Origin of the sequence: Pseudomonas sp. LP_7_YM (assembly GCF_004364435.1) — a bacterium.
Classification (GTDB): domain Bacteria; phylum Pseudomonadota; class Gammaproteobacteria; order Pseudomonadales; family Pseudomonadaceae; genus Aquipseudomonas.
In genome coordinates this window covers 39,081-52,475 of sequence record NZ_SOCT01000010.1, presented here as the reverse complement: position 1 = coordinate 52,475, position 13,395 = coordinate 39,081, and the positions used below count along the sequence as shown (strand labels likewise).

Below are 13,395 nucleotides of genomic sequence, written 5' to 3'. Positions count from 1 at the left end.
GTAAGCGGCGCAGCATACCTGAATCCCCGTCCCATCGCCCGCAGCAAGCGATCAATGATTACTTGTAGAACAGATCCACCATCACCTCCGCCGAGAACGGCCCGGCCACCGGCGTACGGGTCTGCCATACCAGTTCGGCATTGAAATCGGCGGTGGCGGAGTACGTGCCATCCGGCAGGTCGATTACACGAAACGGCTCGTTGAAACGAATCGGCCGATGCGCCGGTGCATGGGTGATGCGGATGCCGATACTGGCGTTGCCCGTCGGTAGCAATACGTCACCGGACAACCTCCCGGACACCGGCGTGAACCGCGCATCGAGGCTGAACGGCGAGTCGCAAGTGCGGCTGGCCGCAAGGGCGAATCGCTGAAACGCCGCCACCTCGCCCACGCGTACGTCCTTGATTGGCACCGGACCAAACTCCACTGTCTCCGGCAGCAACCGCATATGCGCATTGCAGGCAACGAATCGAAGGCCGCTCAGGTTGTTGATGACGTAGTTGAGGTTGGTATCCGGCAGCGGGTGCATGCCGTTGGCGCTGTCGACCTGAAACATCCGATAGTTGAGCAGATCGCTGGCAATGCCTGATGGCGGCGTAGAACCGTACTTCTCGATAAATACCGAAAACGGCAGGCTGAAAGTGACCTTTGGACATGCCTGGATGTTGCTGGCGCCCTCGATGCAGGCCGGAACTACCTGTTGCGTGGGAATCCGTCCGGCGCTTTGCACGTAGTCGATACCGTTGAGCGTAAGCCCTGCCCGGATGCCCTGGCCGATCCGCAGGTTTTCAGGGTTCAGATACAGCACGACATCCTCCGCAGGCCCGGGGTGCTCTCGTGCGCATTCAATGCTCAGATGTTCCCGCGCCGAGCGCCAGACCACGCTGCCGTCCGGCAGCGTCGAGGGGATAGCGACCGTGCTGCCCAGGTCGGCATGCACGACGGTCTCCCTCGCCCCCTGGGTTTTGCAGGTCATGCCCATCGATGCGGCGGGTACCAGCAGAAAAAGCACAAGCGCTGAGCACCCGCGTAAAAGAGAGAGGGTGATCATGGTTGACATGTCCCTATGGATGATTGAACGGCGGGTGGGCGTAGCCAGGCGTTGAATGACGAGCTGCCTCGCGATTGCGCACAGAAGTCGCGCAGCCCGCCGTAATCGGTCAGCGCCTTGAAATACAAAGCTCCTTCCCCGGCGTGTCCTTCCAGCGCTTTCGGCAGCGGCAGTGAATGCGTCGAAAAAGGTTCGAGCATGAGGTCCTCTGCGATCCCGACCTCGTTAAAGGCCAGCCGGTGCAACGACACATGGAACGGAGTCGGGTTGTGCACCGTCAGCGTGGCGCGTGCGGCCTCATCCCATCGCCAGGAAAGCTTCTGCGCCGCGTCGGGGGGATCGCCAGGCAGCCCGGCCGGGCGATAGAACACGTTGATGCGCTGGCGTACGGCAATGCTCAACTGTTGGCTGGCCTCACTGCGACGCGGCACTTCCAGCACATACAGATGCAGCAGCGATTCGCGATCAGCAGGCATGCCGACTCCCTGGTAAAGCAGGCGTAACGTCTGCCTGTCGTGGGCGCGTAACCGCACCAGATGGGGAGTCAGCGCGAACGGCAGATTGGGCACGGCAGCCGTACCAGTGCGCGGGTCCGCCAGCCATGCCTGAATCAGCACGTGAGAGTTGCCGGGGTTGCTGACGTCAATCGTCGTCTCGTGGAACCGGCCATCGAACACCAAGCGAGTCCCGGCCAACGACACCACCGCATCGGCGTCGCTGCAAAAAAACGCGATGGCCACAAACACCGTCGTCGGCCACTTCACAGGCAGGCCACCTTGATCCTGTCATAGGTGCGTTGCGGGTCTCGGGGAGGAAGATCGAAATGCGCGCGACATTGCTGATCGGACCATTTCACGACCAACTCCCCGCTCTCCTCCTCGCTCAACACCAAAGCGCGGCTGGCAGGATCAATGGCCGCCAGCGGCTTGCCGTGTTGATCCTCAACCACAGCACCCATAGGCAAACCGCTGCCATCGTTGCGCACCAGTTCGAACTGTACTCGCCGCCCGACCTGGGCCCTGAAAGCGACCACCGGCACAGCACCCCGGCGCGGTATGACCTGGGTCAAGGCGTTCTCCAGTTCAATGTCGGCGCCCAATTGACGGGTATCGAGGCTGACCCAATTGGCGCGATAAGGCTGGGTGTAAGGAACAATGGCGTAGCCGTTGCCGGCCGTTTCGACGTTGCTGTGATTGCCCAGGCGAGCGCCGGCAACATTCCTGACCTGCACCAGGGCGAACGTTTCACCCAGCGGCTGGCCAACATTTATACCCCCCGCGTGGGCGACCACCGAGCCGCTTGCGCCAACGTTTACGGTGCGGTAGTCACGGCCCTGACCATACCCGGCATCGAAGCGCCCGAACGATGCCGTCGTGTTGATCTTGCCGAAACCGCTGGTCCCTGAGCGGCTGTCATTCCCGGCCTGCAAGGCGTAAAAAGTGTCACGGTCATCGAATGCCTGCCCGTTGATACCGCCCTGCATATTGGCGCCGCCCGTGCTGTCACGCACGGCATTGAAGAAAATCCGTGAAGAAGACGAGCTGCCCCCCAGCGGCAGGTTCAATGTGAGCGCGATGCGGTTGTCGGATTGCCTCTGGCCGTCGTGCTGCAACGTCTGATTGTGCTCCAGCGAAATGCCATAGGCGAGGCTGCCCCAGGCGGCACTCCACGACAGGTAAAGCTGCCGGCTCTTGGCCGCCGAGTCCCAATAGCGCTGTTCGGAACCTGTGAAGCTCAACGAGGCAGACTGCGCGGCCAGCGACTGCGTCAGGTTGAATTCAAGGCGATCCTTGGCCCGTCCTGAGGCAGTTCCGCGAAGTGGCTGCCGTTCTTCGACATGCTCATCCAAGGTGCGGTAATGATCGGTGAAGCGGCGATAACCGGCCAACGCCAACGTGGTGTTGGTCAGGTTCAACGTATTGGCGTAGCGCACTCGCAGGCTTTGCCCCGAGTAGGACCGGTGCTGTTGCTGGCTGACGGACTGGGTGAGGTCCGATGAGACCGCACCCAGCCCGGTATTGATACCCGCGCCGATGTTGCCCGCCTGAAAATCTTCGGCCACTTGAGCACCGCCGGCGACGGTGAGCCAGTCCGTCAAACCATGAACCAGCGTTGCGCTGGTGAATGCGGGCGACGCTGCGGACTCATTATGGCTGTCGTAATGACCAGCGGCGAGGCTGTAACGCGACGCACCCTTGGGCACCATGATTGGCAACGACGCGTAGGCTTGAATGAATACGCGTCTGCGCCCGTCTGCCTCGATCACGGTAACTTCCAGATCGCCGTTCGAGCCACTGGGGTAGATGTCGGATACCTCGAACGGCCCCGGCGACACGCTACTGCTGTACAGCAAGAATCCGTTCTGACGTACTTCCACGGTCGAGTTGGTTTCGGCAATCCCCCGAATGGTCGGCGCGTAAACCCGCTCGCCGTCGGGAAGCATGCCCTCATCCGAAGCGAGCATCGCGCCAATGAAGCGCACACTGTCGAACACCTGCGAATCGGTAAAGGTTTCCCCCAGCGTCAGTTGGCTCTTGAGCGCAGTTATATCGCGCTGGACGAAAGTGCGGTTGCTGCGAAAACGATACGGCTGACCGGCACCGTAGCCCAGCGTAGACTCGTTGCGCAGCCGCCATGCTCCCAGGTTCAATCCGTTACGCAGGCCGAGATGGTATTGATCCTGAGTCTGACTGGCACGGGTCCGACGCGCGCCGCTGAAGTTGTAATTGACGAACGCGGCTGTCCCGCCCTCGTCCCACAACTCCGGCGATACATAGCCACGCGTGCTGCGCAACATCCTCGCCTGGGGGATGCTGATATTCAGCCGCAGCCGGTCGGGTTGGTACTCGACATGGGCGAATTCGACCTTCGCCGACAGATCGAAACACGAGTCGACCGCACCGTTTGCGCGGTTCAGACCGGAGATGTCCATCCCGAACTGCGCCAGCATTTCCAGGTTCAGGCAGGGCTCGATCGCACCGCTGGCCGGGTTCGCCATAAAGCTGATGTCACGCCGTCCACTCAGTACCCGGTTGACGAAGATGTCGACTCGGTAAGTGCCTGGCACCACGCTGTTACCTTGAAGAAAACTGTCCAGATCCATGGGTTGCTCCGTGCCTTGAATGAACGCAGTGTTGAACTTCACTCCGACTGATGCCGAAGCCGGGGCACCCCTTTCATTGGCGCTGTCGGCCACTGCCATGGCGCTGGAACCGAACACCCATGCGGCGAGAGCGGCGATGCGAATGGACAACGGGTGATGCGGTGGCTTGGTCTCCGGTCTCGATGCGGACCTGCGGCTGCATGACAGAACGCGTCTGGAATGACATCCCTTGGTGCTTTTGTCTCGCCGTTCCATTCGCTGATTTCACTCGTACACTGAGTGTCGATGCACTGCAGATCCTTTCTTACAGGCGTGCGACGCTGAAGCCGGATGTACATCCAGCTAAAGGGGTCAAAAAAACATGTCGACCGGCGTGGCGGTTAGTCAGGCCGTGAATCAGCCCTGTAGGCCTCAATCGCTTGCTCACCGGAGACTTTGGCGCGGTAAGGCTCCTGAGCACCGAAATCGTTGATGCTGATGAACGTAAGGTCCACAGGTCCTGATTGTTTCATCGGCTTCAACGGCAGTTGCACTCGCGCCCCGGGCGCAAGCATCCGGCTGTCCTCCTTAAGGGCTACCTGCCCCTGGCGGGCGACAGAAAGCTTGATCATCGAGACGTGATAAGGCCCGGGGTTCGTGACCTCGAGATGCCCATCGCTGAGCTGCCATCGCAGTGATTGAGCAGCCTTGAGCGGATCCTCGACCAGCCCTTGTGGCCGATAGAACAACTTGATGCGTTGCCGAACGGCGATCTGCAGTTCGTTCTCACGGGCGGTCTGGGGTATTTCCTGGACATTGAGCCAGAGCACTGACTCGCGGTCGGTCGCAAGGCCCTCGCCGGAGTAGATGATCCTGATCAATTGCCTGGCATTTCCGGGCAGTCGCGCAAGAGACGGTGTGACCGCGAACAATGGACTGATCACCGAAGGGCCATCGCTGTCGGTCTCGAGCCAGGACTGCGCCAGGATTTCGCCGGTGCCGGTGTTGTGCACCTGGAGGTTCACCTCCTTGTCGGTAGCCGGGTAGATGACGCGTGTCGTGTTCAGCACGATGCCCGCCTGGGCATGGGCGGCCAGCGTCGTTGCCAAAGCTGAGCACGACCACAGCACCACGCGTCGAAGATGGGGAAAGAACATGGTGGGGGCTTCTCGAAATCAGAGGGCGGCAGGACGAGCCGGGCTCGTCCGCCGGTGGGATCACTGATAGTCCATCACAAACGGCAGGAAGCCATCGGCGTTGCCAGGATTGGTGGCGGCAGTGTTGAGTACATACACCGCACCGAAGTTGAGTTCAGCCGTGGCACCACCCGCGCCGTCCTGAATCAGCGGGGCGGGGATGGTTTCATTACCGCTCAGATCCATCAGTTGGTAAGAAGAGTTCAGCAGGCCGATGCCCACACCGTCGGCCGCGCCAGTGGTGCGCAGCAGTCGTTGATCGCGGGTATCCAGACCGCTGCCCTGACGCGCGACGAAGCGCATGGTCACGGTGTCGTACGCTGCAGCGCCGCCGGTGCAGGTCACCAGCAATTGAATCGGCGATGCAGTCTCCAGTTTGTTGTCCGCAAACCGGCCGATGTCTGCGAACGATACGTTACCCAGGTCGACGTTGATGTCACCCGGATTGCTGCCCGCACTTGCACCGGCACCTGCGCCGATATCACAAGTGATATCTGTCAGGGTGCCGTTGAAGACCAGCCGCCCATTGTTTGCCGCATTGGCAGTGCCTGCCAAGGTGAAACCCATTGCGGCTACGACAGCCAAAGAAAGAGAAATCTTTTTCATGCTCACGACGTTCCTTGTGTCATTTCGTGTGTGCCCAAAAGGACGACGAAACTATAAGCAGGCGCTCCATAACAGGATGTCAGGCTCCCTACCTGGAACTTGTGGAAACGACAGTGGCGTATGACAGAATTTTCTGTATGACGTGAGCGACCAAACCTTCCCCCTCGAAACAAGCGGCTTTGCAAAAGCTCATCAAAAAAAGGTTTGGCCAATCTTTATCAGGAAGGTGTGAGACGTCGAAAACTGACGAATACATAAAACCGTCCCGACCGGACTCCCTGACGCGGCTTTCTCACTCTGGCACTTTCCCACTCTGGCAGTGGGTACTTTCTGGATTACTGATAGGTCAAGGTCACGATGCCGCAACGTGCATCGACCACACGTGATACTCGCTCGGCGTAAGCCGCTGACACAGGCACTGCCATGCTGTCGCACGCATCATCGTGACTGATCAACTCGAGGCTGAGGCTCTCGTTCACTTTGAGGAATTTGAGTCCGTTTAACTCTTGTGGATTGCTGAGCAGCCGGGTATCACATCCAGCGTTGACCAGTTGTCCGTGGAACAGGAAAGCACGTTCCCCTGCTACTGCAGCCAGTGGCGTGAACAGGAAGAAGGTTTTGATAAAAAAGATCGAAAAAAGCGTCCAGCCGGCCTTTTTACGTTTCGCTGGGGCATACCGGAGTAACGCCCACGCATAACAATCATCCAAGTCCCAAACACTCGATCAGAATTTACGAACCTACGTGTAGGAATTTCTATCATCCGAAGGATCGCTGTTGCGCATCCTTTCTCTACCCGACTTCATGGTGCTCTCTTGTTCAACTGACAATATTGACAGGTAGCAGTCATTTTGCTGACCGGGTCGAAGGTTTATAAAGAGGGCTACCGATTGTCCGCCTTCCCATGCATCTGCTGGCGTTATCCCTGTATGTACAAAAAAAATAAATCTGTGCTGGCCGTCGCCACTCTTGCGCTGTTGCTAGCCGTAGGTGTCTGGTCGATCAAGCGTCCTGCCGAAAAAAAGGCCAGTACGCCGGCACCGGTGCCGGTTCAGGTCATCAACGTGGTCAGGCACGATGTGCCGCGCTACGTCACCGGTATCGGCTCGGTGTTATCGCTGCAAAGTGTGGTAATCCGCCCGCAGGTCGACGGCATATTGACCAGACTGATGGTCAAGGAAGGTCAGCAGGTCAAGGCAGGGGAACTGTTGGCGACCATTGACGACCGCGCCATTCGGGCCACGCTGGAACAGGCCAGGGCGCTATTGGGCCAGAGTCAGGCGCAACTGGACGTCGCCGAAATCAACCTCAAACGCTACACATTGCTGAGCGCCGACAATGGCATCTCCAAACAGCAATACGACCAGCAACAAGCGCTGGTCAATCAGCTTAAGGCCACCGTGCTGGGCAATCAGGCGTCGATCAATGCCTCGCAGGTACAACTTTCCTACACCCAGATTCGCTCCCCGGTCACCGGCCGCGTCGGCATTCGCAATGTCGACGAAGGCAATTTTCTGCGGGTCAGCGATGCGACCGGCCTGTTCTCGGTGACCCAGATCGACCCAGTCTCCGTGGAATTTTCCCTGCCGCAACAAATGCTCCCCACGCTGCACAACCTGCTCGCCTCCCCTGCTCCAGCCAAGGTCAGCGCGTACGCAGGCGAAGGTGCCAGCGGTACGTTACTGGGCGAGGGCGAGCTTGCCCTGATAGACAATCAGGTGGCCGCCACCACAGGCACCATTCGCGCCAAAGCGGTGTTCGAGAACGCTGCCGAAAAACTGTGGCCCGGGCAGCTGGTCACCGTGCGGATTCAGACAGCCATTGATCGCGACGCCCTGAAAGTCCCACCGCAAGTCGTGCAGCGCGGTATGGATCAGCACTTCGTGTATCGAGTCAAGGGCGACAGCGTTGAAGTGGTGCCGGTCACGGTGCTGTATCAGGACAGCGACCTGGTGCTGATCAGCGGTGTGAACGCCAATGATGTGCTGGTCAGCGATGGCCAGTCGCGACTCAAGAACGGCTCGCGCATCGAGGTGGTGAATGCTGAGCCCGTGGACACCCTGGCAGCCTCCGCAACTGCTGGAGCGGCTAAATGAAGGGCCATGGATCAATTTCCGCGTGGTGCGTGAATCACCCCATCGCCACCGCCTTGCTGAGCTTGGCCCTGGTTCTGTTGGGTTGCATCGCCTTTCCACGGCTGCCGGTCGCGCCGTTGCCGGAAGCCGAATTCCCCACCATTCAAGTCTCTGCAACCCTGCCCGGGGCTAGCCCGGAAACCATGGCCTCGTCGGTGGCGACGCCCCTTGAAGTGCAATTCAGCGCCATCCCCGGCATGACCCAGATGACGTCCAGCAGTGCCTTGGGTTCGACCAACCTGACCCTGCAATTCGTGCTGAACAAGAGCATCGATACCGCCGCTCAAGAGGTCCAGGCCGCGATCAACACCGCATCGGGTCGGCTGCCGGTCGATTTGCCGACGGCGCCAACCTGGCGCAAGGTCAACCCCGCCGACAGCCCGGCGCTGATTCTCAGCGTCAGCTCCAGCCTGATGCCGGCCACCGAACTCAGCGATATCACCGAATCGCTGCTGGCCCGGCAACTGAGTCAGATCAACGGCGTCGGCCAGGTCGCCATCACCGGTCAACGGCGCCCTGCCATTCGGGTGCAGGCAGCGCCGGAAAAACTGGCCTCCCGTGGCCTGACCCTGGCCGACTTGCGCAGCACCTTGCAACTGACCAGCCTCAACCTGGCCAAGGGCGCGCTGTACGGCAAGGACAGCATCTCGACACTGGCGTCTAACGACCAGCTGTTTCAGGCTCAGGATTACGAACAACTGATCGTTTCCTACAAGGATGGCGCCCCGGTTCACTTGCGCGATGTCGCGCGCGTCATCAACGGCTCGGAAAACGCCTACGTCAACGCTTGGTCGGGGGATCAGCAAGGCGTGAACGTCGTGGTCTTCCGCCAGCCGGGCGCCAACATCGTCGAGACTGTGGATCGGGTACTGGGAGAGCTGCCGCGCTTGCAGGAAATGCTTCCGGCATCGGTGGACGTCACGGTACTCAGCGACCGCACCAAGACCATCCGCGCCTCGTTGCACGAAGTGGAAATGACCCTGCTGATCGCTATCGTGCTGGTGATCGCGGTAATGGCACTGTTCCTGCGCCAGTGGTCGGCAACGCTGATCGTCACCGCCGTATTGGGCGTTTCGCTGGTGGCCAGTTTCGCTCTGATGTATGTCCTGGGATTTAGCCTGAATAACCTGACGCTGGTCGCGATCGTGGTGGCTGTCGGTTTCGTGGTCGACGACGCGATCGTGGTGGTGGAAAACATCCACCGGCACCTGGAAGCCGGCGAAAGCATGCGTGATGCAGCGATCAAGGGCGCCGGCGAGATCGGCTTTACCGTGGTGTCGATCAGCTTCTCGCTGATTGCCGCGTTCATTCCACTGCTGTTCATGGGCGGGGTGGTCGGACGGTTGTTCAAGGAATTTGCGCTGACCGCAACCTCGACCATTCTGATCTCGGTGCTGGTCTCGCTGACCCTGGCACCGACCCTCGCCGCGCTGTTCATGCGCGCGCCGAAACACGACCCCAGCACCACGCCCGGTTTCGGCGAAAAACTATTGGCTCACTACGCCCGTGGTGTGCGCTATGCCCTCGCTCACCAACGCCTGATGCTGGGCCTTTTCGGCCTGACCCTGATGCTGGCGGTGGCAGGCTATGTGCTGATCCCCAAAGGCTTCTTTCCGGTTCAGGACACTGGCATGGTGTTGGGCACCAGCGAGGCCGCGGCAGATATTTCCTATCCGGACATGGTGGAGAAACATAAACAGCTGGCAAAAATCATCGGTGCCGACCCGGCAGTCAAAGCCTTCTCTCACTCGGTAGGCGTCAGTGGCAGCAATCAGACCATCGCCAATGGCCGGGTGTGGATTGCGCTGAAGGATCGTGAGCACCGCGACGTTTCTGCCAGCGAGTTCATCGACCGCATTCGCCCCAAGCTGGCAAAAATCCCCGGCATCGTGCTGTACCTGCGCGCCGGGCAGGACATCAACCTGAGCTCCGGTCCGAGCCGTGCGCAGTATCAATATGTACTCAAGAGCAATAACGGCGCACTGCTTAACGAATGGACGCAAAAGCTTACAGAGAAGCTGAGAACGAGCCCCGCCTTTCGCGACCTGTCCAACGATCTGCAATTGGGCGGCAGCGTCACTCATCTGGATATAGACCGCAGCGCCGCAGCACGTTTTGGCCTGACCACCGCTGACGTCGATCAGGCGTTGTACGACGCATTCGGCCAGCGGCAGATCAACGAATACCAGACCGACATCAACCAGTACAAAGTCATTCTCGAACTCGACCCTTCACAGCGTGGCAAGGCCGAAAGCCTGAACTACTTCTACCTGCGCTCGACGCTGACTCACGAAATGGTGCCGTTGTCGGCACTGGCCAAGGTCGGAGCGCCGAAGATGGGGCCACTGTCGATCAGCCACGACGGCATGTTCCCGGCCGCCAACCTGTCGTTCAACCTGTCGCCGGGCGTGGCCCTGGGCGATGCGGTGCAGTTACTCGATCAGGCCAAGAACGAGATTGGCATGCCAGCCTCTATCATCGGCAACTTTCAAGGCGCAGCTCAGGCGTTTCAGAGTTCGCTGGCCAATCAGCCCTGGCTGATCCTTGCGGCGCTGGTGGCGGTGTACATCATACTTGGCGTGCTGTATGAGAGCTTCGTGCATCCGCTGACTATCATCTCTACCCTGCCCTCCGCCGGCATCGGCGCGCTGTTGCTGTTGTGGCTGATGGGCCAGGATTTCTCGATCATGGGCCTTATCGGTATCGTGTTGCTGATCGGCATCGTCAAGAAAAACGGCATTCTGCTGGTGGACTTCGCGCTGGAGGGCCAGCGACAGCGAGGGCTTTCGCCGCAGGACGCCATTTATGAGGCGTGTATCACCCGTTTCCGGCCCATCATCATGACCACTCTGGCGGCACTGCTTGGCGCCCTGCCGCTTATGCTCGGCTACGGTGTCGGTGCCGAGTTGCGTCAGCCGCTGGGTATTGCGGTGGTAGGTGGTTTGCTGGTGAGCCAGGCGCTAACGCTGTTCACCACGCCAGTGATTTACCTGCAACTGGAGCGAATCTTCCATCGCAGGCATCCGACAGCGACTCCGATTCCCCCTTCAACGGGCCAAAAAACTGCTGCGACACTTACGACTGAACAATAAGCATAGAAAAGTGAGAGTGGGCCGATGCGTGTCCTGATAATCGAAGACGAAGAAAAGACCGCTGATTACCTGCACCGCGGCCTGACCGAGCAGGGTTACACCACGGACGTTGCTCGGGATGGCATCGAAGGTTTGCACATGGCGTTGGAGAACGAGTATGCGGTGATCATTCTCGACGTCATGCTTCCCGGGATCGATGGCTATGGCGTGCTGCGTGCGCTGCGCGCGCGCAAGCAAACACCGGTGATCATGCTCACGGCCCGCGAAAACGTCGATGATCGCATCCGCGGCTTGCGCGAAGGCGCGGATGATTATCTGGGCAAGCCGTTTTCCTTTCTGGAGTTGGTGGCCCGCCTACAGGCGTTGACTCGCCGCAGTGGCGGGCATGAGCCGGTGCAGATCAGCATCGCCGACCTGTGGATCGACCTGATCAGCCGCAGGGCCACGCGTTCGGGTTCGCGTCTGGACCTGACCGCCAAAGAATTCTCACTGCTCAGTGTGCTGGCTCGTCGTCAGGGTGAAATCCTCTCCAAGACCTCGATTGCCGAGATGGTCTGGGACATCAATTTCGACAGTGACGCCAACGTAGTCGAAGTGGCGATCAAACGCTTGCGTGCCAAGCTCGACGGGCCCTTCGAGCAAAAACTGCTGCACACCATTCGCGGCATGGGCTACGTGCTGGAGAGCCGTCGTGGCGAGTAATTCCATCGCCCTGCGCCTGAGCGGCATGTTCGCCCTGGTGGCGTTGCTGGTGTTCCTGCTGATCGGTTGGGCCTTGTATCTTCAAGTGGACAAGGGCCTGGGCCTGCTTCCGGCGGCTGAAGTCGATGCGCGTTACAGCGTGCTCGAATCGGCGGTGCAGCGTTATGGCAATCCCGAACACTGGACCAAGATCAACGCCAAGCTCAAGCTGCTCAGCGAAGAAGACAAGCGCCTGCGCTTCTGGGTTGTCAGTGACAACCCCACCTACGAATTCGGCAACCCCGACGACGAAATCCGCCAGTTCGCCAATGGTTCGCTGGGTATGCGCAATCTGAATCTGCGCGGGCACGACTATCCGTTCAAAGTCCTGGTCAGCCAGTTCCCGCCCAAGGATCAGCGACCCCCATTACGCTTTCTCACCGCTATCGACACCCAAACCTTCTGGCAGACCCAGCACTCGCTGTTGATCGCCCTGATCAGTCTGGCGGCTGTCGGTATCGCGCTGGCGTCGGCGCTGGGTTACTGGGTAGCGCGCATCGGTCTCAAGCCGTTGCTCGACCTGTCTTTGGAAGCGCGCAAACTGGCGCCGCCGCGGTTGTCCGGGCGCCTGCGCTTGTCATCGTTGCCACCTGAACTGGATCAGTTCGTGACCTCGTTCAACTCCACGCTCGAACGCGTCGAGCAAGCGTATTCGCGGCTGGAGTCGTTCAACGCCGACGTCGCCCACGAACTGCGCTCGCCGTTGACCAACCTGATCGGCCAGACCCAGGTAGCACTGACCCGCGGGCGTTCTGCCGAGCATTATTTCGAAGTCCTGCAATCAAATCTGGAAGAGTTGGAGCGACTGCGTTCGATCATCAATGACATGTTGTTCCTGGCCAGCGCCGATCAAGGCAGCAAGGCCACCGAGCTGACGGAGTCGTCACTGGCCGAGGAAGTTGCCACTACCCTCGATTATCTGGACTTCATTCTGGAAGACGCGCAGGTGCGGGTTCAGGTGCGCGGCGATGCCAGCGCGCCCATTGAAAAAGCCCATCTGCGGCGCGCGCTGATCAACCTGCTGCACAACGCGGTGCAGCACACCCTGCCGGGACAGGTCATTCATGTGGATATCGCTGAAGAGAGGAATCACGTGAGTATCGGCGTGGCCAACCCCGGTGCGCAGATTTGCGGTGAGCACTTGCCCAAGTTGTTCGAGCGCTTCTACCGGGTCGACGCCTCACGCAGCAACAGCGGTGCCAATCATGGCCTGGGGCTGGCGATCGTTAAAGCCATTGCACTGATGCACGGCGGCACGGTATTCGTGCGCAGTGAAGACGGTGTGAATACGTTCGGGATGAAGTTGCCGGGGATGAGCGACTAGCCGCGCGCAGCTGTTGCAAGGGCTTCAGCCGCTCGCATAGGCCTGGGGCGGATCAGGACAGTCAGCCATGCAACCGGCAGGCTATCGTGGGTCGATGCTGTCGCAAAGGCAGTGATCGTTCCGCACGCTCAGCGTGGGAACGCAGCCTTCAACGCTGCGCGTCGGCCT

At 59.8% G+C, this 13,395-nt stretch carries 10 protein-coding genes; 4 read left to right on the top strand and 6 right to left on the bottom strand.

The features are described from left to right. Positions 1 to 58: 58 nt before the first annotated feature. From EC915_RS19725 to EC915_RS19700, 6 genes are all read right to left on the bottom strand, one after another. Entirely contained in the window at positions 59 to 1,051 is a 993-nt protein-coding gene (locus EC915_RS19725; protein WP_133752193.1) for a fimbrial protein, read from the bottom strand. Next, the gene (locus EC915_RS19720) at positions 1,048 to 1,815 is read right to left on the bottom strand and encodes a molecular chaperone (RefSeq protein ID WP_133752192.1); all 768 of its coding nucleotides are present in this window, start codon (positions 1,813 to 1,815) and stop codon (positions 1,048 to 1,050) included. Before EC915_RS19720 ends, EC915_RS19725 begins: the two co-directional genes overlap by 4 nt. Further along, positions 1,812 to 4,253 carry a fimbria/pilus outer membrane usher protein gene (locus EC915_RS19715; RefSeq protein ID WP_256658793.1) on the bottom strand — a complete coding sequence of 814 codons (2,442 nt, stop codon included), beginning with the start codon at positions 4,251 to 4,253 and terminating at the stop codon, positions 1,812 to 1,814. Before EC915_RS19715 ends, EC915_RS19720 begins: the two co-directional genes overlap by 4 nt. A gap of 281 nt (positions 4,254 to 4,534) precedes the next feature. Next, positions 4,535 to 5,290, bottom strand: coding sequence for a molecular chaperone (locus EC915_RS19710; protein WP_133752190.1), 756 nt, complete (start codon positions 5,288 to 5,290; stop codon positions 4,535 to 4,537). A gap of 60 nt (positions 5,291 to 5,350) precedes the next feature. Next, the gene (locus EC915_RS19705; RefSeq protein WP_133752189.1) at positions 5,351 to 5,935 is read right to left on the bottom strand and encodes a fimbrial protein; all 585 of its coding nucleotides are present in this window, start codon (positions 5,933 to 5,935) and stop codon (positions 5,351 to 5,353) included. 335 nt (positions 5,936 to 6,270) lie between these two features. After that, positions 6,271 to 6,645 (bottom strand): hypothetical protein, encoded by a 375-nt coding sequence (locus EC915_RS19700; RefSeq protein WP_133752188.1) that lies wholly within the window; start codon positions 6,643 to 6,645, stop codon positions 6,271 to 6,273. A 219-nt stretch (positions 6,646 to 6,864) separates the two neighbouring features. Here EC915_RS19700 and EC915_RS19695 point away from each other — a divergent pair, with 219 nt between their 5' ends. From EC915_RS19695 to EC915_RS19680, 4 genes are read left to right on the top strand one after another with little or no spacing between them, the layout of a single operon-like run. Beyond that, positions 6,865 to 8,031: an efflux RND transporter periplasmic adaptor subunit gene (locus tag EC915_RS19695; protein ID WP_133752187.1), complete on the top strand. Its 1,167-nt coding sequence runs from the start codon at positions 6,865 to 6,867 to the stop codon at positions 8,029 to 8,031. After that, complete coding sequence (locus tag EC915_RS19690) at positions 8,028 to 11,162, top strand: multidrug efflux RND transporter permease subunit (RefSeq protein ID WP_133752186.1); 3,135 nt, start codon at positions 8,028 to 8,030, stop codon at positions 11,160 to 11,162. Before EC915_RS19695 ends, EC915_RS19690 begins: the two co-directional genes overlap by 4 nt. Positions 11,163 to 11,186: 24 nt before the next feature. Then, positions 11,187 to 11,864, top strand: a complete 678-nt coding sequence (locus EC915_RS19685; protein WP_133752185.1) for a heavy metal response regulator transcription factor — start codon at positions 11,187 to 11,189, stop codon at positions 11,862 to 11,864. Further along, positions 11,854 to 13,227, top strand: a complete 1,374-nt coding sequence (locus tag EC915_RS19680; protein ID WP_133752184.1) for a heavy metal sensor histidine kinase — start codon at positions 11,854 to 11,856, stop codon at positions 13,225 to 13,227. Before EC915_RS19685 ends, EC915_RS19680 begins: the two co-directional genes overlap by 11 nt. Positions 13,228 to 13,395: the final 168 nt, after the last annotated feature.